At 72.7% G+C, this 19775-nt stretch carries 19 protein-coding genes; 10 read left to right on the top strand and 9 right to left on the bottom strand.

Going from position 1 to position 19775, the window contains the following annotated elements; translation table 11 throughout:
* Window positions 1-159: 159 nt before the first annotated feature.
* Both VFG42_RS03170 and VFG42_RS03165 read right to left on the bottom strand, forming a co-directional pair.
* Window positions 160-684, bottom strand: a complete 525-nt coding sequence (locus VFG42_RS03170) for a MaoC family dehydratase (RefSeq protein WP_324905172.1) — start codon at window positions 682-684, stop codon at window positions 160-162.
* A complete protein-coding gene (locus tag VFG42_RS03165; protein ID WP_324905170.1) occupies window positions 685-1299 on the bottom strand; it encodes a biotin transporter BioY in 615 nt (204 codons plus the stop codon).
* 94 nt (window positions 1300-1393) lie between these two features.
* On the opposite strand from VFG42_RS03165, the gene VFG42_RS03160 reads away from it, so the two are divergent.
* The 5 genes from VFG42_RS03160 (at window position 1394) to VFG42_RS03140 (ending at window position 5468) form a co-directional block, all read left to right on the top strand.
* A complete protein-coding gene (locus VFG42_RS03160; protein WP_324905168.1) occupies window positions 1394-2452 on the top strand; it encodes a CoA ester lyase in 1059 nt (352 codons plus the stop codon).
* Between the two features lie 48 nt (window positions 2453-2500).
* Window positions 2501-3712: an ATP-grasp domain-containing protein gene (locus VFG42_RS03155; RefSeq protein WP_324905166.1), complete on the top strand. Its 1212-nt coding sequence runs from the start codon at window positions 2501-2503 to the stop codon at window positions 3710-3712.
* A gap of 115 nt (window positions 3713-3827) precedes the next feature.
* On the top strand, window positions 3828-4754 hold the full coding sequence (locus VFG42_RS03150; protein WP_324905164.1) for a succinate--CoA ligase subunit alpha: 927 nt from the start codon (window positions 3828-3830) through the stop codon (window positions 4752-4754).
* Window positions 4751-4993, top strand: coding sequence for a hypothetical protein (locus VFG42_RS03145; protein WP_324905162.1), 243 nt, complete (start codon window positions 4751-4753; stop codon window positions 4991-4993). The genes VFG42_RS03150 and VFG42_RS03145 overlap by 4 nt, the downstream gene beginning before the upstream one ends.
* A gap of 94 nt (window positions 4994-5087) precedes the next feature.
* A complete protein-coding gene (locus VFG42_RS03140) occupies window positions 5088-5468 on the top strand; it encodes a RidA family protein (protein ID WP_324905160.1) in 381 nt (126 codons plus the stop codon).
* Here VFG42_RS03140 and VFG42_RS03135 read toward each other — a convergent pair.
* Complete coding sequence (locus VFG42_RS03135) at window positions 5465-6217, bottom strand: glutathione S-transferase family protein (protein ID WP_324905158.1); 753 nt, start codon at window positions 6215-6217, stop codon at window positions 5465-5467. The two genes, VFG42_RS03140 and VFG42_RS03135, sit on opposite strands and share 4 nt — an antisense overlap.
* 30 nt (window positions 6218-6247) lie before the next feature.
* On the opposite strand from VFG42_RS03135, the gene VFG42_RS03130 reads away from it, so the two are divergent.
* The 3 genes from VFG42_RS03130 to VFG42_RS03120 are packed head-to-tail and all read left to right on the top strand — an operon-like array spanning window position 6248 to window position 10019.
* Window positions 6248-7042, top strand: a complete 795-nt coding sequence (locus VFG42_RS03130; RefSeq protein WP_324905156.1) for an Fpg/Nei family DNA glycosylase — start codon at window positions 6248-6250, stop codon at window positions 7040-7042.
* Window positions 7043-7089: 47 nt separating this feature from the next.
* Window positions 7090-7629 (top strand): RNA polymerase sigma factor, encoded by a 540-nt coding sequence (locus VFG42_RS03125; RefSeq protein ID WP_324905153.1) that lies wholly within the window; start codon window positions 7090-7092, stop codon window positions 7627-7629.
* On the top strand, window positions 7626-10019 hold the full coding sequence (locus VFG42_RS03120; RefSeq protein ID WP_324905151.1) for a hypothetical protein: 2394 nt from the start codon (window positions 7626-7628) through the stop codon (window positions 10017-10019). Before VFG42_RS03125 ends, VFG42_RS03120 begins: the two co-directional genes overlap by 4 nt.
* A gap of 11 nt (window positions 10020-10030) precedes the next feature.
* Here VFG42_RS03120 and VFG42_RS03115 read toward each other — a convergent pair whose 3' ends face one another.
* From VFG42_RS03115 to VFG42_RS03095, 5 genes are read right to left on the bottom strand one after another with little or no spacing between them, the layout of a single operon-like run.
* Window positions 10031-10834, bottom strand: a complete 804-nt coding sequence (locus tag VFG42_RS03115; protein ID WP_324905149.1) for an SDR family oxidoreductase — start codon at window positions 10832-10834, stop codon at window positions 10031-10033.
* A 27-nt stretch (window positions 10835-10861) separates the two neighbouring features.
* Window positions 10862-11434, bottom strand: coding sequence for a peptidoglycan recognition family protein (locus tag VFG42_RS03110; RefSeq protein WP_324905146.1), 573 nt, complete (start codon window positions 11432-11434; stop codon window positions 10862-10864).
* A gap of 12 nt (window positions 11435-11446) precedes the next feature.
* Complete coding sequence (locus VFG42_RS03105; protein ID WP_324905144.1) at window positions 11447-13093, bottom strand: urease subunit alpha; 1647 nt, start codon at window positions 13091-13093, stop codon at window positions 11447-11449.
* Entirely contained in the window at window positions 13086-13754 is a 669-nt protein-coding gene (gene ureA, locus VFG42_RS03100; RefSeq protein WP_324905142.1) for an urease subunit gamma, read from the bottom strand. Before ureA ends, VFG42_RS03105 begins: the two co-directional genes overlap by 8 nt.
* Window positions 13755-13811: 57 nt before the next feature.
* On the bottom strand, window positions 13812-14633 hold the full coding sequence (locus VFG42_RS03095) for a cobalamin B12-binding domain-containing protein (RefSeq protein ID WP_324905140.1): 822 nt from the start codon (window positions 14631-14633) through the stop codon (window positions 13812-13814).
* 35 nt (window positions 14634-14668) lie between these two features.
* On the opposite strand from VFG42_RS03095, the gene VFG42_RS03090 reads away from it, so the two are divergent.
* Entirely contained in the window at window positions 14669-15694 is a 1026-nt protein-coding gene (locus VFG42_RS03090; protein WP_324905138.1) for an agmatine deiminase family protein, read from the top strand.
* Window positions 15695-15725: 31 nt separating this feature from the next.
* Here the strand turns inward: VFG42_RS03090 and VFG42_RS03085 are convergent, their stop codons facing one another.
* Window positions 15726-16097 (bottom strand): hypothetical protein, encoded by a 372-nt coding sequence (locus VFG42_RS03085; protein WP_324905136.1) that lies wholly within the window; start codon window positions 16095-16097, stop codon window positions 15726-15728.
* A 99-nt stretch (window positions 16098-16196) separates the two neighbouring features.
* Between VFG42_RS03085 and VFG42_RS03080 the strand changes: the two genes are divergently transcribed.
* A complete protein-coding gene (locus VFG42_RS03080; RefSeq protein ID WP_324905133.1) occupies window positions 16197-19772 on the top strand; it encodes a hypothetical protein in 3576 nt (1191 codons plus the stop codon).
* The last annotated feature ends 3 nt before the right edge of the window (window positions 19773-19775 follow it).

Genomic DNA, 19775 nt, shown 5'->3' with positions numbered 1-19775 from the left:
TACCCGTTCGGGCTATTGGAGGCATCCCGGTCTGGCTGAACCTTTGACCGGTCTGTAGGGCGTTTTGTCCCTTAAGGACGACGGGGCGGCGGACGATTCCGCCGCCCCGTCGGGCACGTTCCCCCCGGATGGCGGGGGTGGTCAGCAGGATGACCTCCGCTAGGCGGCGGGCGCCTCGCCCGGGTTCTTGCGCGGGATCAGCACCAGGCGCTTGAACTCGGCGACCAGGACGCCGTCCTGGTTGAAGACGCGCGTGTGGACCTTGACCGTGCCGCGGTCGAGCTTGGTCTTCGACTCGCGCTTCTCCAGCACCTCGGACTCCACGAACAGCGTGTCGCCGTGGAAGACCGGAGCCGGGTGGCTCAGCTCCTCGGTGGCGAGGTTCGCGATGGCCTTGCCGGAGACGTCCGAGACGCTCATCCCGAGGGCCAGCGAGTAGACCAGCGGCCCGACCACGACGTTGCGCCCCTGCTGCGACTGCGACGCGTACACGTCGTTGATGTGCAGCGGGTGGTGGTTCATCGTGATGAGGCAGAAGAGGTGGTCATCGGACTCGGTGACCGTCTTCGCGGGCCAGTGCTTGTAGACGTCGCCGACCTCGAACTCCTCGAGGTAGCGACCGTACGGGTGGCCGCCGGTGGACTCGCGCTCGCGCTGGTCGGTGGTGAAGCCGGTGTCGGTCATCTAGTTGTCGTCTCCTTGGTGGGTGCCGCGCACGAGGCGCCACGCGGACGGCAGGACCGCCGCGCCGATGGCCGCCTTGACGAGGCCGCCGTAGATGAAGACCGTGAAGCCGTAGTGGATCGTCCAGCCCCAGTCCTGGCCGGCGGCGATCTTGAGGCCGATGACGCCCGGGACGAAGATCAGCAGCTGGCCGACGGCGAACGCCAGCGCGGCGGTCGCGACCTTGCGGTCGGCGCCCCGCTCGGCGAGCCACCCGACGAGGGCGGCGGCGAGCACGAAGCCGACGAGGTAGCCGCCGTTGGCGCTCCAGACGACGCCCCAGCCGGACGCGCCGTCGGCGTAGATCGGCAGCAGCAGGCCCATCAGGACGTAGAGCAGCAGCGACGACGCGCCGCGGCGCAGGCCGAGCGTGGCGCCGACGAGGCCGACGCCGAGCGTCTGGCCGGTGATCGGGACGGGCGACCCGGGCACCTTGATCGAGACCTGGGCGAGCAGGGCCATGAGGCCGACGCCGCCGAGGACGAGCGCGAGGTCACGGACGCGAGAGCCCGGCAGCGCGTCCGCGAGGACGCCCCGCCGCGGCGCGGTGGTGGGGATGGCGAAGGTGGCGTTCATCGGCGCGGACCCTAGACGAGAAGGCGTGTCGTTCGACCGCTGCCCTGCCACGACGGCGACGCTTCGTTGACTCGCCAGTCAATATCTTTCGCCTATGCGCAGCCCCCGAGACTTCTTCCAGCCGCTCGCCGTCGGCGCTCCCGAGCCGCTTCGCGAGATCCCGTTCCCGCCCTCGCGGATGATCCACTTCTTCGACGCCTCGAACGAGAAGATGGTGGCCAAGCTCCCGGACACGATCGCCAAGGCCGACATCGTGCTCGGCAACCTCGAGGACGCGGTGCCGGTCGATCGCAAGGAGGCCGCGCGCGAGGGCCTGGTCAAGGTCGGCAAGACCGTCGAGCTGGGCGAGACGCAGCTCTGGACGCGCGTCAACTCGCTGGAGTCGCCGTGGGTGCTCGACGACCTGACGACGCTCGTCACCGAGATCGGCGACAAGCTCGACGTCATCATGGTGCCCAAGGTCGAGGGCCCGTGGGACATCCACTACGTCGACCGCCTGCTCGCGCAGCTGGAGGCGCGCGCCGGGCTGACGAAGCCGATCCTCGTCCACGCGATCCTGGAGACCGCGCAGGGCGTCGCGCACCTCGAGGAGATCGCGCAGGCCTCGCCGCGCATGCAGGGCATGTCGTTCGGCCCCGCCGACCTGGCGGCCTCGCGCCGGATGAAGACCACCCGCGTGGGGGGTGGCCACCCCGGCTACGTGTCGATCAGCGACCCCGACCTGTCGGATCCCGACGCCCCCCGAGCGACCGCCCAGCAGGACCCGTGGCACTACTCGATCGCGCGCATGGTCGACGCCTGCACGTCCAACGGGATCCTCCCCTTCTACGGCCCGTTCGGCGACATCAAGGACACGGTCGCCTGCGAGGCGCAGTTCCGCTCCGCCTTCCTGCTCGGCTGCGTCGGCGCCTGGTCGCTGCACCCGGTGCAGATCGACATCGCCAAGAAGGTCTTCTCGCCCGACCCCGACGAGGTCAAGTTCGCCAAGAAGGTCATCGAGGCGATCCCCGACGGCCGCGGCGTCCACATGATCGACGGCAAGATGCAGGACGACGCGACCTGGAAGCAGTGCAAGGTCATGGTCGACCTCGCCGAGCAGCTCGCCGCCAAGGACCCGGAGCTGGCCGAGGCCTACGGCTTCGTCGCCGTATAGGCTCCGGCGGCTTTTCCTGACCCTCCCCCTGACCGGAGGCAATAACCCTTGAGGTTCTTCGAATACGAAGCCCGCGAGATCGTCAAGCGGGCCGGAATCCCTGTCACCGACTACGGGTTCACCACCGACGCGCAGGAGGCCAAGGAGATCGCGGCCCGCATCGGCGGACCCACGGTCATCAAGTCCCAGGTGCTGTCGGGCGGCCGCATGAAGGCCGGCGGCGTGAAGTTCGCCGACACCCCGGAGGAGGCCGAGGCGCACGCCGTCGACATCCTCCAGCTCGAGATCAACGGGCACAAGCCGCGCGGCATCCTGGTGGACCCGCGCGCGGAGTTCGAGCAGGAGTACTACGCGGGCGTCGTCTGGGACGGCACGCGCAAGCAGCCGGTGATGATCTTCTCCCCGGTCGGCGGCATCGACATCGAGCAGGTCGCCGAGGAGCAGCCCGACAAGGTCGGGCGCCGCCACTTCTCGAACATCCTGCCGTTCGGCGACTTCGAGGCCAAGGAGGTCATCGCCTCCACCGGCGTGACCGGCTCGGCGCTCAACAAGCTGGTGCCGATCCTGACCAAGCTCGCGAAGCTGTTCGTCGAGAAGGACATGACGTTGGCGGAGATCAACCCGCTGGCGCGCATGGCCGACGGCTCGTTCATCGCGCTCGACGCGCACATGGACATGGAGAACGAGGCGCGCGGCCGGCACAAGCAGCTGCTCGCCGACCTCGGCGTCGGCGACGAGGAGACGCGCGAGGCGCGCGAGCCCACGGAGTTCGAGCTGGCCGGCGAGGCCGTCGACTCCCAGGACCACCGCGGCGTGGCGGGCAACGTCACCGAGTTCGACGGCAACCTCGGGCTGGTCATCGGCGCCGGCGGCGGCTCGCTGACGCTGTTCGACGCGGTCCGCAAGTACGGCGGCAACCCGGCCAACTACTGCGAGATCGGCGGCAACCCGTCGGTGTCCAAGGCCAAGGGGTTGGCCAAGTTGGTGCTGAGCAAGCCGGGCGTCGACAAGATCGCGGTGATGATGTCGATCGTGTCCAACACGCGCGTGGACATCGTCGCGCGCGGCGTCATCGCGGCGTGCCTGGAGCTGGGGATGGACCCGGCCGAGAAGATCGCGATCTTCCGCATCCCGGGCGCGTGGGAGGAAGAGGGCTTCAAGATCCTCGAGAAGTACGGCGTCGAGTACGCCGACCGCAGCGTGTCGCTGCACGAGGCCGCGTCGCGCGCGGTCGAGAAGATCCAGGGGGCGGCGGCATGACTCGCGCACGAACCCGAGCGCTCCACGCGAGCGGTTCGGCGAGCGCATCGCATGCCGGGCGCGAGCTCGCCCAGGGGCTCGCTCGCACGCTGACGGCGAACACGGAGGTCGGGGCATGAGCATCCTCGTCAACGCGGACACGACGTTCATCGTCCAGGGCATCACCGGCCGTGAGGCCGTGAACCTGACGCGCGAGTGCCTGGACTACGGCGCCGGCGCGAAGATCGTCGGCGGCGTGACCCCGGGCCGCCTCGGCCGCGAGGTCCACGGCGTGCCGGTCTTCGACACGGTCGCCCAGGCCGTCGCCCACCACGGCGCGCCGATCGACGGCTCGGTCGTGACGGTCCCGCCCGCGTTCACCAAGGACGCGGTCTTCGAGGCGCTGGAGAACGGCATCAAGATCATCGTGATCGTCACCGAGCGCATCCCGCGCCGCGACGTCGCGCAGATGGTCGAGCTGGCCAACCTCCGCGGCGCGCGGATCATCGGCCCCAACTGCCTGGGGATCATCGTCCCCGACGTCATCAAGATGGGCGGCATCGGCGGCCCGGCCAAGGACGCGGCCAAGTCCTACTCCAAGGGCTCGATCGGCGTCATCTCGCGCTCCGGCGGCATGACGACCGAGATGTCGTCGACGCTGAGCGCCGCGGGCCTGGGCATCTCGACCGCCGTCTCGATCGGCGGCGACGCGATCATCGGCTCGACCTACGCCGAGCTGATGCCGCTGTTCGAGGCCGACGAGGAGACCGAGGGCATCGTCATCTACACCGAGCCGGGCGGCCGCATGGAGGCCGAGCTGGCGCGGTGGGTGACCGAGAACGACTCGCGCCTGCCGATCGTCGCGTTCATGGCCGGCCGGTTCATGGACGAGATGCCGGGCATGAGCTTCGGCCACGCCGGCACGATCGTGGAGGGCAAGGAGGACACGGCGACCGAGAAGATCGCCCGCCTCGCGGAGGCTGGCATCACGGTCGCCGAGGAGATCTCCGAGATCCCGAACATCATGAAGGCGAAGCTCGCGGAAAGGAAGGTCAGCGCATGAGGGTCGACGGCACGTTCATCGGCATCGAGGTCTCCGACGCCATCGTCGGCGACGCCGCCATCGCGGCCAAGCTCCGCGAGGTCTGCCCCGTCGACATCTACGGCGACGCCGACGGCTCCGTCCAGGTCGTCCAGGGCAACGTCGACGAGTGCGTCCTCTGCCGCCTCTGCATCGACGCGACCTCGCCCGAGCAGGTGAAGGTCCTGAAGTTGTACGACAACGAGGCCTCGCTGGCCTAGCTGCGCATCCGTGTCGTCTCGTGGTGAGCAGCTCACCACGAGGCGACACGCGTCGTCCTGGCGTCGGCGCATCGACGTCCTAGGATCGACGGCCATGAACGCGCCGCGCTTCTTCCACCCCACGCCCGCCGGCTACAGCCACGCGGTGCGGATCCCCCGCGATCGCGAGATCGTGTGGACGAGCGGGCAGGTCGGGTTGACCGAGGACGGCGTGGCGCCGCGGACGGTCGAGGCGCAGACGCGGTTGGCGTTCGAGTCGGTCGGCCGGGCGCTGGACGCCGCGGGCGCCTCGTTCCACGACGTGGTCAAGTTGACGTTCTTCATCACCTCGACCGACGAGCTGGAGACGATCCGGCGCGTGCGCGACGAGTTCGTGGACACGATCGCGCCGCCGACGTCGTCGCTGGTCGTCGTCGCCGGGCTGTTCCGGCCCGACCTCTTCGTCGAGGTCGAGGCGGTGGCGGCGGTCGCCTAGGCGGTCGCCGCGACGCGGCCGCGCTCGGTCGCGAACATCTTCAGCGCGTGGCGCCCGGCGGGCGTCTCGCGGTGCTCGCGGACGACGTCGGCGGTCCGCGGCGGCAGGTCCTCCACGAGCGGCAGCGGCACCGCGTACTCGGCGGGCCCGATGAGCGGCGCGGCCAGCGCGGCGAACGTCAGGTCGGCGATCGAGAACGCGTCGCCGGCCAGGTAGGGACGGCCGTCGGCGAGGCGCTCGTCGACGTCGGCGAAGATCGCGCGGAACGTCCGCTCGGCCTCGACCGCCGTGGCGTCGTCGATCTTGAGGACCTTGGTCACGGCGAAGGCGATCGGCCGGTGGCCGAAGCGCCAGAGCGTCTTCTGCCAGTCGCTGACGCCGGCGGTGATCGCCCCGGTCGTCAGGCTCGGCCGGCCGAGCAGCGCGTGGTAGATCCACAGCCGGGTCGCGGGGCCGAGGCGGTCGTCGTAGGCGTCGGCCAGGCCGCGCGCCTCGGGGTCGTCGCAGACGATGCGCCCGCCGCGGGCGTCGGCGTACTCCACGATGTCGGCCGACTCGCGCAGCGTGCCGACCTCGTCGCCGATCAGCACCGGCGTGGTGAGCGCGCCGTGGCGGCGGATCATCGCCCGGTGGACCGCCGGCAGGTACCGGCGCTCGTCGTAGGCGATCCCGGCCCGGTCCAGCGCCCACCGCGCCTTCTCGCAGTAGTGGCTGACCGAGATCGTGAGAAGCACCGGCTGTCCGCTCATGAACACCATCATCTCCTACTCTGGAGATCTATGCCGGAGCTTCCCGAGGTCGAGTCCGCTCGCGCCCTGATCGCCGAGCACGGGCTCGGTCGAGAGATCGTCGCGGTCGACGACAGCGACAGCTACGTCTGCCGCCCGCACGCGCCCGGCGAGATCGCCGACGCGCTGGTCGGCCACAGGCTCACCGAGGCCCACCGCCAGGGCAAGGCGATGTGGATCGAGACCGACGGCGGGCCGGTGCTCGGCCTGCACCTCGGCATGGCCGGGCGGATCGTCATCGACGACGAGGCCGCGGGCGACTACTGGTCCGACGGCGGGCGCAAGCACGTGCCGGTGTGGGATCGCTTCACGCTGCGCTTCGCCGACGGCGGGTGGCTGGCGCTGCGCGACAAGCGCCGCCTCGGCCGCGCGGTGCTCGACCCCAAGCTCGACCGGCTCGGGCCGGACGCGGCGGAGGTCTCGCGCGACGCGTTCCGCGAGCGCGTCGGCCGCGGCGACGCGCCGCTGAAGGCCAGGATCATGGACCAGGCGGTGATCGCCGGCGTCGGCAACCTGCTGGCCGACGAGGCGCTGTGGCGCGCGAAGCTCGACCCGCGCCGCCCGGCGAAGGCGCTCGACGACGACGAGCTGGACCGCCTGCGGCGCGAGATCCGCGCCGCCACCCGCCGCGCGATCGAGCGCGGCGGGGTCCACACCGGCGACATCATCGACCACCGCACCCGCGACGGCGTCTGCCCGCGCTGCGGCGCCGACATGGCGCGGGCGACGATCGGCGGGCGCACCACGTATTGGTGCTCGGCGGAGCAGGGCGGCGCGGGCGCCTGAGCGCGTCGCGTCACAAACCACGGGCCTGACGACACCCTCATCCCCGAATGAGGGACGCCGACGCGTTCGCCGCGCTCTATGACCGGGAGGCCCGGACCGTGCTGGTCTTCATCGCCCGTCGCACGCTCGACCCCGAGGTCGCCCTGGACCTCACGGCCGAGACGTTCGCGCAGGCGTTCCGGGGCCGCCGCCGCTTCCGCGGGACGACCGCGATGGAGGAGCGGGCCTACCTGTTCACGATCGCCAAGCGGCAGATCGCGCGCTACCTCCAGCGCGGGACCGTCGAGCGGCGCGCGCTGGAGGCGCTGGGCGCCGAGCTGCCGGTCGCGCACGAGGACGACCTGCGCGAGATCGAGGAGGCGGCCGGGCTCGACGGGCTGCGCAGCGCGCTGGGCGACGAGCTGGCGCGGCTGAGCGCCGAGCAGCGCGCGGCGCTGCAGCTGCGCGTGGTCGAGGAGCGGCCCTACGAGGAGGTCGCGTCGGTCCTGGGCGTGTCCGAGCAGACCGCGCGGGCGCGCGTGTCGCGCGGGCTGCGCGCGCTGGCCGCGGCGCTCGAGCCCAAGCTGGCGGCGGGTGAGGACCGATGAGGATCCTCGACGAGCTGGGCGACGAGCTGGTCCGCGCGGCGCGGGCGGACGAGGCGCGCGAGGCCCGCGCGCCTGGACGCGCGCGGCGCCCGCGCCCGCGCCCGCGCCTGTCCGGCGCGCGCCGCCCCCTCCCCCGCGCGGTCGTCGTCGGCGTGGCGTCGGCCGTGCTCCTGGCGGCCGTCGCGGTCGCCGCGACGCTGGTGATCGGCCGCGGCGCCCCGATCCCCGCCGCGCCGCCCGGCGCGGTCCCGCGCGAGCTTCAGCCGGTCCCGGGCACCGCCCGCCTCAGCGGCCTGGACGTCGCCGACCCCGACGGCGGCCCGGCCTGGGACGTCCGCACCTCGCGATCGCGGACCGGCGCGATCTGCGCGACCGTCGGCCAGGTGCTCGACGGCCAACTCGGGATCGTCGGCCTCGACCACGACTTCCACGCGCTGCCCGCCGGCGCGGCCGACACGTGCGCGATCACGCTCGGCGGCGACGACGCGATCATCGCCGGGGCCCGCGCGTTCCGCGGCGGCGACGGGCTGACCGCGCTCACCGTCGTCTCCGGCGTCGTCGCGCCGGGCGTGCGCGGCGCGACCGCCACCGCGGGCGGCGCGACGACGACGCTGCGCCTGGCGTCCACCGGCGCGTTCCTCGCGGTCTTCCGCGGGTTGCCGCAGGACCTGCGCCCGCGCGTGACGCTGACGACCTCCACCGGCGCGCACCGGACGCTGCGCTTCGCCGACACCGGCGAGTACCTCGCCGACGACCCGTCCGGCGGCGCGCCGTGGACGCTGAAGCGCACGACCTACGCCACCCGGCACGGCCTGCGCTGCATCGCCGTCCAGCGCGAGCGCGGTCCCGACTCGCCGCAGCCGATCCCGCGGGGCATCATGCTGCCGCGCTTCCAGACCGCGTCGCCGCCGCCGCGGTGCGCGCCCGACGGGACGGCGTTCGCGGCCGTCCAGCGGTTCGTGCCGTCCGCACGCCAGTCGGTCCTCAACTCCTACTGGGGACCCAACCCGGCGCGGACGATCGCGTGGGGCGCGGTCGCGCGGCCGGGCGCGGTCGTCACGGTCAGCGCGCCGGGCCTCGCCGCGCGCCGCGTCGCGGTCGACGCCACGTCGCTCGGCTACGCCGTGATCCTCGACGGCCACGTCGACCCCGGCGCCGTGCGGATCACCGTCGACGGCCGGGCGATGGCCCCGTTCGCCGGCGTCACCAACCACGGCGGGCACGCGATCGCGCGCCCGGCGACGCCGCCGTGGCGGTCGGTGGCCTCGGCGCTGGCCGACGCCCCGCGCGTCTCGGACCTCGAGCGCCCGGGCCGCGACGTCGCGATCGTCGCCCGCGCCGCCGATCCCGCCGGCGGCCCGGCGTGGGCGCTGCGCACCTGGCGCTCGGTCCTGACGCGTGCGGCGCGCGCCCCGAAGGTCGACCACGACCTGCGCTGCGTGCAGGCCGGGATCGAGCGCGACGGCCGGCTCGTGCTGCCGCTGGCCGGCGGCCGGACCGAGACGCTCCTGCCCCGCGGGCCCGACGCGAGCCTCGGCGGCGGCTGCATCGACACGCGCTGGCTCTCGACCCACGCCGCGACGCCGACCGTCCGCACGACGCTCGCCGACCCGACCGCGCCCGCGCCGCGCGCCACGCGCGTCGTGGTCTCCGGCCTGGTCGGCCCCGGCGTCCGCTCCGCGCAGCTGCTCGGCGCGAGCGCGCGCCCCCAGCCGCTGACGCTGCACCGCGACGGCACCTACCTGACCGTGCTCCCCGCGCGCCTGGCGGGCCGCTCGCTGCGCGTCCGGATCGTGCGGTCCGACGGCCGCGCGCAGACGTCGCCCCCCAGCGACACCCACGCCGGCGGCGGCCAATGCCGGTTCGATCTCGCCAAGGGCATGAAGGTCGCCGACCCCGACGGCGCCGCGCCGTGGGCGGCCGTCGCCTCCCGCTCGGGCTCGCTCGTGTGCCGGACGCTCGACCAGGTCGTCGGCGGCCGCCTGGCGACGATCGACGCCGTCGAGGGCACGGTCCGCTACGGCACGGGCTGGCTGTCCTCGCACACCGCCGACCTCCCGGGCCGCGGCCCGCTGACGGTCGAGGTCGACGGCCCCGGCAACGAGTTCCTGCTCGGCGGCCCGGACGCGACGGCGCCCTCGGCCGCCTCCAACGTCCGCCGCACGCTGCCCGGCCGCACGCTCGTCACCGGCGAGGTCGCGCCCGAGGTGACGTCGATCACGCTGCGCACGCCGCGCGACATCCGGACGATCCGGCCGGTCGGCGGCACGTTCCTGGCGGTCTACGACGGCGCGTTCTACAGCGGCGAGATCGTCGCGACCGCGCACATCAAGAACGCCATGGACGTGACGGTGCGCACGCCCGCGGCGTTCCTGGCGCCGGTCGGCTAGGCATCAACCATCTAGACCGGGTAGAAGCGCTTCATCAACGGCAGCAGCACCGCGCGCGGCGTGTAGCGCCCGCTCAGCGTGACGCCCTTGATCGCCAGGCCGGGGACGACCACGCGCTTGTTCTTCTCCAGGCCCTCGATCGCCGCCTTGGCGCAGTCGGAGCTGGAGACGCGGGCGAACCTCGGCACGCCGTCGAAGGCGTCGGCCAGGCCGGCGCGGGCCGCGAACTCGGTGTCGACCGGGCCCGGGCACAGCGCGGAGACCGCGACGTCCAGGTGCGACAGCTCGGTGTGCAGCGCCTCGGCGAAGCTCAAGGCGAAGGCCTTGCTCGCCGCGTAGGTCGCCTGGCCCGGGATCGGCTGCATGCCCGCGCTGGAGGCCACGACGAGGATCGCCCCGCCGCCGTCGCGCGCGATCAGCTTCGGCACGTAGGCGCCGCTGAGCCGCACGACCGCCTCGCAGTTCAACCGCACCATGTCGGCCTCGCTCTGGACGTCGAGGTCCGAGAACTGGCCCGCCGATCCGTAGCCCGCGTTGTTGATCAACACGGACACCTCCAGCCCGAGCGCCTCGATCCGGCCGGGCAGCGCGTCGGTGGCGTCCGGGTCGGTCAGGTCGCAGGCCAGCGCCTCGGCGCGCACGCCGTGGGCGTCGCGCAGCTCGCCGGCCAGCGCCTCCAGGCGATCGGGGCGGCGGGCGACGAGCACGACGTTGTGACCGCGCGCCGCGAGCTGCCGCGCGAGGTCGGCGCCGATGCCCGACGACGCGCCGGTGACCAGCGCGGCCGTGGTCGACGAAGGTTCGGGAAGTGCCATGTGAGCAACCCTAACCGGTCGCGCCGCTCAGGACAGGCGCGCGCGGTACTTCACCATGAACCGCCGCGGCCAGTCGCCGTGCGTCTGGGTCCTCAGCCGCGCGACGTTCTCGTGGTGGTACGGGCTGCTCAGCGACTCGGCGTGACCGATGACGTTCTTGTCGCTGATCCCGTACTTGGCCTGCAGCCAGCGGGTGAGCTTCAGCGACGCGCCGATCATCTTCCTGTTGCTCAGCACGCCCGCCTCGCTGAAGCCGACGTGCTCGATCCCGATGGCCGTGTAGTTGAGCCCGACCGTGTGGCGGCAGATCCACTTCAGCGAGACCAGCTGGTGGATCTTGCCCGCCGGGTCGATGACGAAGTGCGAGCACGTCGCGGGCAGCTCGTGCAGCTCGCTGTCGGCGACGTCGGGCGCGAACGTGTTGAACGTCGCGCCGAACGACGCGTTCTCGGTCATGTGCTCGACGATCACCTTCGGCGCGATCAGCCGCGCGCGGTGCAGGCCGTAGTGGCGCGTCGCGTAGGCGCGCGTCTCGGCGATCCGGCGCGAGCCGAACGGGATCGGGTCGTGGACGATCGGGGGCATGGCGGCGAGGGGCATCGCCGCACACGTTTACCCCAACAGGTGCCTCCACGACAGCGCGACCTCGTCGACCGGCTCGATGCCGACCCGCTCGCCGTCCACGCTGACCCACGACGCGTCGGGCGCGACGTCGACCTCGGCGCGCACGTCGTTGCGCACCATGTCGGCTGCCGTGACGTCGCGGCAGCCGCGCACGACCGACCGCACGCGCTCGGTCGGCAGCTCCACGTGCGCGGAGGCCGCCGCCGTGAACGCCACCGACAGCCGCGCCGCCGCGCGCCCGTGCCCGCCGACCTGCGGCCGCACGACCACCGGCTCGCAGAGCATCGTGGTGGCGTTGGGATCCCCGGACGCGCCCCAGGCCGCGACGCCCATCTTGACCACCAGCTCGGGCCGGACCGCGAAGTTCTGCGGCAGCCACAGGACGCAGTCGGCGATCCGGCCGGGGGTGAGCGCGCCGACGTCGTGCGACAGGCCGTGGGCGATCGCCGGGTTGATCGTGACCTTGGCCAGGTGGCGCAGCACGCGCTCGTTGTCGGCGAGCGTGCCCGGCGCGTAGCCGGCGCCGCCCCGCGCGCGCTTCATCACGTCGGCGTTCTGGAACGCCCGGCGCACGACCTCGCCCGCGCGGCCCATCCCCTGCGAGTCGCTGCTCAGCATGTGGATGATCCCGAGGTCGTGCAGGACGCCCTCGGCCGCCATCGTCGCGGGCCGCACGCGCGCCTCGGCGGCCTGGCGGTCGCCCGCCACGACGCCGGGCTGCAGGACGTGCACGGCCGCGACCATCGACGTGTGCTCGGCCGCGGTGTCGACGCCGAACGGCACGGTCGGCGAGGTCGACGACGTCAGGATCCGCTCGCGCCCGGCGAGCTTCATCAGGTCCGGCGCGTGGCCGCCGCCGGCGCCCTCGATGTGGAACGCGTGCACGCTGCGGCCGCCGAACGCGGCGAGCGTGCCCTCGACGCTCAGCACCTCGTTGAGCCCGTCGGTGTGGATCGCCAGCTGGACGTCGTGGGCGTCGCAGACGTCCAGCGCCGTGCGGATCTGCACCGGCCCGGCGCCGACGTCCTCGTGGATCTTCAGCGCGGCGCCGCCGGCGCGCAGGCCGTCCTCGACGCGCTCGCGCCGCGACGACGAGCCGCGCACGAACAGCGCGGCGTTGATCGGCCAGTCCTCCAGCGCGGCCCACGTCGCGGCCAGGCCGGCCTCGGGGTTGGTGCCGAGGTTCCAGATCGGGCCGTAGTCCTGGGAGACCATCGTGGTGATGCCGCCGGCCAGCAGGGCGTCGGTCACCTGCGGCGAGAGCCAGTGGACGTGCGTGTCGATCCCGCCCGGCGTGACGATCATGCCGGTGGCGTCGAGGACCGCGGTGCCGACGTCGAGCACGACGTCGACGCCGTCCATCGTGTCCGGGTTGCCGGCGCGGCCGACCGACACGATGCGCCCGTCGGTGATCCCGATCGACGCGTAGCGGACGCCGAGGATCGGGTCGAGGATCAGCCCGCCGGTGATCGCGATGTCGACGCCGCCGCGCGTGGCGCGCACGCCGAGGCCGTCGCGCATCGTGTTGCCGAAGCCCGGGACGAGCTGGTCGGGGCCGTGGACGTCGTCGCGCTCGGCGACGACCTCCAGCGACGTGTCGCCGAGGCGCACGGGCGTGGTGTCGGGCTCAAGCACCGCGGTATCCCTTCTCGCGCGCGGCCGCCAGCGCGGCGTCGCGGGCGCCCGGCTCGTCCAGCGGACCGTCGACCAGGTCGCCGTGGCCGCGCACGATCCGCGCGCCGCCGATCGGCGCCAGCGCGACCTCGCGCGGCTCGCCCGGCGCGAAGAAGACCTTGGTCCGCGCGGGGATCGCCAGGCGCGTCCCCCACGCCGCGGCGCGGTCGAAGCTCAGCACGGGGTTGGTCTCGAAGAAGTGCAGGTGGCTGGTCACGCCGACCGGGACCGCGCCCTCGTTGACGACCGTGACGCGCGCGACCGCGAGGTCCTCCAGCCACGGCACGTCGGGCTCGTCCTCCGGCGCGGCGTCGGGCGCCGGGCCGAGCGGGTCCTCGACCACGACCAGGTGGCGTCCGTCGCGGAACACGGCCTCGACCTCGATCCGCGTCACCAGCGCGCGGACGCCGTCGAGCACGTCATCCTCGCCCAAGATCTCATAGGCCTTGTCGACGACCTCCGCGTAGCGGCGCCCGTCGCGGGCCAGCTCGCAGATCCCGTCGGCGACGATCGCCGTGGCCTCGGCCTGGTTGAGCTTCAGCCCGCGCGCGCGACGCGCGCGGGCCAGCTCGGCGGCGAGGAACAGCAGCAGCCGGTCCTGCTCCTGGGGCAACAACCTCATGTCGCCAGCCTAGTCCCCGGCCTGGGCGCCAGGACGGCGAACCCGGACGCGCGGCGTTCACCCGGTCGGCGGGAAGCGGCGCCCCAGCTCGGTCAGGAGGTCGTCGAGGTCGTCGATGACGAGGTCGGCGCCCCAGGCGCGGGCCAGCTCGACGACCGGGCCGCGGTAGAGCGTGCCGCCGACGGCGATCAGCGGGCGCGGCCGGACGCGGTGCAGCAGGCCGACGGCCTCCTCGGCACCGGGGAGCCGGCCGACGGTGGCGGTCGACAGCGCGACGACGTCCGGGCACTCGTCGGCCACCAGCTGGGCGAGCGCGTCGGCGGGCGCGGCCGCGCCGAGCGCGATGACCTCCCAGCCCGCGCGCTCCAGCAGGTCGGCGAGCATCCGGGAGCCGAGCGCGTGCAGCTCGTCGGGCGAGGCGGTGACGACGGCCAGGCGCCCGCGCGTCGGCGGCAGGCGGCGGTCGGGCGCCAGGACGCCGAGCAGCCGCGTGGTCAGCTCGGTGGCGTAGTGCTCGTCGGCGACCGTCAGCCGCTCCAGCGACCAGAGGTCGCCGATCTCCGCCAGCGCGGGCGCGAGCACCAAGGTGTAGATGTCGACGATGCGCGCACCGCGGCCCGCGAGGTCCTCGACGATCGCGCGCGCCCGCCGCTCGTCGCGCCCCACGAGCGCGGCGCGGAAGCCCTCGCAGGCGGCGCGCAGCTCCTCGGGACCGGTCGGCTCGGGGACGAGGCGCAGCGTCCGCGCGTCGTCGCCGTGCAGCGCCCGGTCGACCGCGACGTTGACGAAGTGCGACAGGTCGCCGTCGGGGCCGAGCCGCGTCTCGACCTCCTCGAGCAGGCCATCCTGGAACCTGATCGGCCGCACTTTCGTCCCCATGGGCGGGATCTTAGGTGGCATCCTCCGGCCCTCTGATGACCGAGACGCCCACGCCCGCCGCCGAAGGACTGTCGATGCCGCCCGAGTGGACGGCGCACGAGCGCACGCTGATGGCGTGGCCGTGCCGCCGCGAGCTCTGGGGCGGGCAGCTGGGAGCCGCCAAGGCCGAGAGCGCGGGCGTGGCCAACGCGATCGCGGCCTTCGAGCCCGTGACGATGGTCGCGCGCGACGCGGCCGACGCCCAGGAGGCGCGCGCGGCGCTGGACGCCGACGTCGAGATCCTGACCGCGCCGGTCGACGACTCGTGGCTGCGCGACAGCGGCCCGATCTTCGTCGTCGACCACCACGACGAGCCGTCGCGGCGCGTCGGCGTGCACTTCGGCTTCAACTCGTGGGGCGACAAGTTCGAGGGCTATGAGAACGACGCGGCGATCGGCCGGCGGCTGACCGAGCACGTCGGCTCGGAGGTCGTGCGCGCGCCGCTGATCCTCGAGGGCGGCTCGATCGGCGTCGACGGCACGGGCACGCTGGTGACCACCGAGCAGTGCCTGCTGCACCCCAATCGCAACCCGGATCTGTCCAAGGACGAGATCGAGCGCCACCTGAAGGACTACCTCGGCGTGACGCGCGTGGTCTGGCTGGAGCAGGGCCTGGTCGAGGACCGCGACACCGACGGCCACGTCGATCTCATCGCCGCGTTCCTGGGGCCCGACCGGATGCTGCTGCAGCGCTGCGCGCCGGACAACCCCAACCACGACAACATGGCCCGCAACCGCGAGATCGCCGTGGCCGCGGGCATCGAGGTGGTGGACTTCGACCCGTTGGCCTACACCTCGGTCGACGGCGAGGAGATCGTCGCGTCCTACATGAACTTCTACGTCGGCTCGCGCTTCGTGATCGTCCCGACCGCCGGGCAGCCGGACCTCGACGCCGAGGCGCTGGCCGCCATCGACGCGGCCTTCGGCGGGACCAAGGAGATCGTCGGCGTGCCCGGCGTCGTCCACGCCTTCGGCGGCGGCGGCCCCCACTGCATCACGCAGCAGGTGCCGGCGCTGGGCTAGCGCCGGCGCCGCCGGGCTCGCGCGCCGGCGCTCAGCCGTGCGCGCGGCGCAGGCGCGCCCGCTCCCGCTGCTTCTCGACCACGCGGCCGATGAGCTGCAGGTACTGCTGGACGCCGGTGGCCTTCGCGCGGCCCTCGTGGAAGGCCTGCGCCCAGTCGTCGACCTTGGCGCCGTGCTCGACCATCAGGTTGAAGAAGTCGCGGCGCATCTCGACGCGGACGCGCGCGTCGGCGGCGATGTCCTTGGTGACCTTCAGCTCGGGCAGCTCCAGGCGGAACTGCTGGACGTCGCCCCGACCGTGGAGGTCGACGCCGACGACGAGCTTCATCGGCTTCAGCGCGGGGACCTCTTCGAGGACCCCGCGGACGGCGGCTTCGATCAACTGCGGTGCGTCGCTGCTCATCGAGCGAGACGTTATCGATTCCGGCGTCTACGTAGATCTAGGTAGCGAGGGAGGAACTCCACCCGCCACGGACTGCGCGCGCAAGTAGCTTCGCGCGCCATGCCGCGCCGCGTCCTCGTCTTCGCCCTCTCCCTGCTGGCCTTCGCGGCCTGCGCCGCCCCGGCCCGCGCCGACTACGTCGAGTTCCAACGCCCCAACGGCTACGTGGAGCCGCAGGGCGTCAACCGCGACGGCACCGTGCTGGCGATGGCCTCCTACGACCTCGGCAACCCGAACGAGACGCACGTGCCGTTCCTCTGGAACGGGACCTACACGCGGCTGTACGGCTCGCCGCCGGACTCGATCCGGACCAGCGCGTTCGACATCAACGACCAGGGCCGCAGCATCGGGATCAGCGCCTACAACAACCCGGCCTCGAACTGCTCCTACTGGCAGCCGCTGGTCCAGCGCGGGACCGTCTGGGCCGGCGCCGGCGTCCTGACCGAGCTGGGTGGGCTGCCCAAGAGCGACACCGGCTCGTGCGTGTGGACGCCGATCACGCAGCCCGTGGCCATCAACAACGCGGGCACCGTCCTCGGGATCTCCGAGGGCAGGACGGTCATCGCCGCGGCCGGGTCGACGAGCGTCTCCGAGGTCCCCGCGCCGTGCGCGGGCAACGGGATCTCCCAGCCGCCGTTGGACATCAACGACGGCGGCACGGTGCTGCTGCAGTGCAGTGGCGGCGCGCGGCTGGTGTCGCCGGTCGGCGCGATCACCGACATCCCGGGCTTCAGCGCCTCGATGCACGGCCTGACCGCCGCCGGCGTCGTGCTCGGCCGCAGCGCCAACGGCCTGCCGGCCAAGGCGATCGGGTCGACGATCGTCGAGCTTCAGCCGCTGCCGGGCTACCAGAGCGCCTACGCCAACGCGATCGCCGATGACGGCACGGTCGTGGGCCAGTCCAACGCCGCCGGCGGCTCGCGCGCCACGCTGTGGCGCCCCGACGGCACGCCGGTCGACCTCAACACGATGGCGCCGGGCGCCTCCGGCACGCTGGTGGTCGCGAACGCCATCTCCTCCGACGGCGCCTACATCGCCGGCCGCGTCGGCGCCGTCGGCGGGCAGACCGACGTGCCCGTCTTCCGCCTCGGCCAGGGCCAGGACACGCTCGACGTCGACATCACCGCCAACGCCGCCGACGGCCGCGCGCTCGGCGAGGGCGACCTGACCGAGGCGGACACCTTCGACGTCCACGTGACGCTCAAGAACACCAGCACGACCCAGGCGATCAAGGACCTGGACTACGCGGGCGGCTCGCCGCTGACGATCGACGGCCGCTCGATCGCGCACATCGGCGTCCCGGGCCGCCCGGCCGGCGCGGCGCCGACGACGCTCGGCCCGGGCGAGAGCAGGACCTTCGACTACCAGCTGGCCGCGCTCACCGACGGCGTGGCGGCGGCGACCGTCAAGGTCACCGGCAAGGCCGCCGACGGCGCGCCGCAGGAGGCCAAGGGCTCCCTGAAGCTGACGGTCACCCAGGCCGCGCGGCTGAACGCCGCGCTGGCGCAGTGGGCCCGCTTGCAGGGCATGGACCAGCTGATGCTGACGCTGGCGCGCAAGGTCTACAAGGGCTGGGACAAGCGCGGGGCCGCGATGCAGAAGCAGCTGCGCAAGGTGCTCAGCCCGGCGCAGCGCAAGCGCTGGTTCGGCACCGCGAAGAAGGACGTCATCGGCCAGATCGACGTCGCCCGCGCGCTGCTGATGGGCCGCGCGCCGAGCGCGACCGCCGCGCAGTTCCCGAAGGGGTCGATCGGCGGCGTCTCCGCCGACCAGATGTATGACGCCTACAACAAGGCGTTCAAGGAGCAGGTCGGCAAGGGTGCCGCCAAGTACGTCAAGAAGTGGGGCGACCTCGGCGAAGGCGCCAAGGACCAGGTCCGGCAGGCCTGGGGCGAGAGCGCCCTGGCGGTCAACTACATCATGAATTCGGCCTCGCAGGACCAGCGCCAGCAGGCCGAGGCGATGGTCATGACCTTCTCCGACGGCGTGGTCAAGGACACCGGCTCCTACGCGAGCTGGACCATGAACGAGGCGTCGAACCTGATGAACGACGGCCAGGCGGTCATCTACGCCCTGGCGAACATGGACCAGGGCGCCAAGGACTTCGCCGGCGCGGTCGCGCTGCCGTTCGAGCGCGACGCGGCCAAGCGGGCCTCGCTGGCCAAGCTGGCCGACACCCAGCCGCTGCTGTGGGAGCGCGAGATGGCCAAGCTCGACGCCGAGTGGCTCAACGGCGGCGCGGAGATCATCGCCGACACGTTCGTGGGCGGCGCGGTGGCCAAGGTGGTCACCTCGCCGGGCAAGGTGGTGGAGCTCACCAAGAAGGGCGCGGCCCTGATCAACTTCGCCAAGGCGACCGAGATCCTCGACGAGACCGGCAAGCTCTCAAAGGGCGTCAAGGCGTTCAACGGCGCCAAGAACGGGCTCGGCGTCGGGCTCTCCGGCGAGGAGTCCGCGGCGTTGTTGGAGGAGAACGCGCTGAAGAGCACCGAGGGCGCGACGCTCGTGCAGTCCTCCGACTACGGCAACGTGTACAAGCTGCCCAACGTCGGCGGCGTGCCCGAGGTGACGCTCGACGCCAAGGCGGCGATCCTGGAGGGCGTCGAGAGCGACTTCGCCCAGACCTTCGGCCGCGACATCGAGCTGGCCGAGGTGCTCAAGCCGTCGACCGAGCTGCGCAAGCCGGGGTCGGTCGCCAAGCTGGAGATGACCGGCCAGAAGACCGGCAAGCCCGCGATGGTCGACGCCGGCATGCCCGCCGACGCGCTCGGCGAGGCGGTGCTCTGGAAGCCGAAGGTCCCGCCGAGCAAGATCCCGGGCTTCAAGAACCTGTCCAAGGCGCGCCAGGCCGCGGCGGTCGAGGAGTACGAGAACGCGCTGAAGGCCAACGCCGACTGGAAGGCCCCCAAGCCCGACTCCAAGACCGCCAAGTTGAAGAAGCTGATCGGCAAGGAGGGCGAGGTCCCGCTGGACGACAAGCCGTGGCCCGGCGGCCCGAGCGACGTTCCCGGCCAGCCCGCGCCCGGCCTGCAGCGCTTCGTCAAGGCGGAGTTCGAGCTGGTGAAGGTCGAGGGCGAGTACGCCGACGCCTACCTCATCCGCGTCAAGAAGTACCAGATCGTCGTCAAGGACATGGGCCGCGGCGGCAAGGTCGTCAACACCAAGACGGTGGTCAACTCGACCAAGGCGTTGGCCCAGGGCGTCGACGCCGACGCGGTCGGCATGGCCAAGGTCATCGGCCGCGACGCCGCCGGCAAGCCGGTCCTCGGCCCGCTGACGGCCGCCGAGCGCGAGTTCGTCATGAAGCGCTACGTGGCCCGCAACGTCAAGGCCCGCGCCGCGGGCGTGACGACCGACCTCGCCGAGCACGGCGCGACCCTGGTCATGGACGACGCGGACGCCGCCCATGCCGGGTTCCTGCTGCCGAAGTTCGGCGTGCCGTTCCTGGCCTCCGAGGTCGGCATCCCGTTCCTGCAGCGCATCGCCAAGTTCGTCGCGCCCAAGGGCACGAGCCCCGAGCTGATGTTCCTGAACATGTGGGAGGCCGTCCACAAGGAGGGCGGCTTCGGCCAGCACGCGGTCGTGCTGACCAAGGACGTCCGCTACCTCGGCGAGGTGCCGATCGCCCAGTGGTAGGCG

Origin of the sequence: Baekduia sp. (genome assembly GCF_035685985.1) — a bacterium.
Taxonomy (GTDB): Bacteria; Actinomycetota; Thermoleophilia; order Solirubrobacterales; family Solirubrobacteraceae; genus Baekduia.
The sequence above is the reverse complement of the archived record's forward strand: the minus strand, read 5'-3'. Positions and strand labels throughout refer to the sequence as shown.

Excerpts from the sequence above, each read along its gene's own strand:
- VFG42_RS03095 (WP_324905140.1), bottom strand. The coding sequence starts at position 14,633 with ATGGGGACGAAAGTGCGGCCGATCAGGTTCCAGGATGGCCTGCTCGAG.
- VFG42_RS03120 (WP_324905151.1), top strand. The coding sequence starts at position 7,626 with ATGAGGATCCTCGACGAGCTGGGCGACGAGCTGGTCCGCGCGGCGCGG.
- VFG42_RS03110 (WP_324905146.1), bottom strand. The coding sequence starts at position 11,434 with ATGCCCCTCGCCGCCATGCCCCCGATCGTCCACGACCCGATCCCGTTC.
- VFG42_RS03090 (WP_324905138.1), top strand. The coding sequence starts at position 14,669 with ATGACCGAGACGCCCACGCCCGCCGCCGAAGGACTGTCGATGCCGCCC.
- VFG42_RS03135 (WP_324905158.1), bottom strand. The coding sequence starts at position 6,217 with ATGAGCGGACAGCCGGTGCTTCTCACGATCTCGGTCAGCCACTACTGC.
- VFG42_RS03160 (WP_324905168.1), top strand. The coding sequence starts at position 1,394 with ATGCGCAGCCCCCGAGACTTCTTCCAGCCGCTCGCCGTCGGCGCTCCC.
- VFG42_RS03145 (WP_324905162.1), top strand. The coding sequence starts at position 4,751 with ATGAGGGTCGACGGCACGTTCATCGGCATCGAGGTCTCCGACGCCATC.
- ureA (WP_324905142.1), bottom strand. The coding sequence starts at position 13,754 with ATGAGGTTGTTGCCCCAGGAGCAGGACCGGCTGCTGCTGTTCCTCGCC.
- VFG42_RS03115 (WP_324905149.1), bottom strand. The coding sequence starts at position 10,834 with ATGGCACTTCCCGAACCTTCGTCGACCACGGCCGCGCTGGTCACCGGC.
- VFG42_RS03085 (WP_324905136.1), bottom strand. The coding sequence starts at position 16,097 with ATGAGCAGCGACGCACCGCAGTTGATCGAAGCCGCCGTCCGCGGGGTC.
- VFG42_RS03170 (WP_324905172.1), bottom strand. The coding sequence starts at position 684 with ATGACCGACACCGGCTTCACCACCGACCAGCGCGAGCGCGAGTCCACC.
- VFG42_RS03130 (WP_324905156.1), top strand. The coding sequence starts at position 6,248 with ATGCCGGAGCTTCCCGAGGTCGAGTCCGCTCGCGCCCTGATCGCCGAG.
- VFG42_RS03140 (WP_324905160.1), top strand. The coding sequence starts at position 5,088 with ATGAACGCGCCGCGCTTCTTCCACCCCACGCCCGCCGGCTACAGCCAC.
- VFG42_RS03080 (WP_324905133.1), top strand. The coding sequence starts at position 16,197 with ATGCCGCGCCGCGTCCTCGTCTTCGCCCTCTCCCTGCTGGCCTTCGCG.
- VFG42_RS03150 (WP_324905164.1), top strand. The coding sequence starts at position 3,828 with ATGAGCATCCTCGTCAACGCGGACACGACGTTCATCGTCCAGGGCATC.
- VFG42_RS03125 (WP_324905153.1), top strand. The coding sequence starts at position 7,090 with ATGAGGGACGCCGACGCGTTCGCCGCGCTCTATGACCGGGAGGCCCGG.
- VFG42_RS03165 (WP_324905170.1), bottom strand. The coding sequence starts at position 1,299 with ATGAACGCCACCTTCGCCATCCCCACCACCGCGCCGCGGCGGGGCGTC.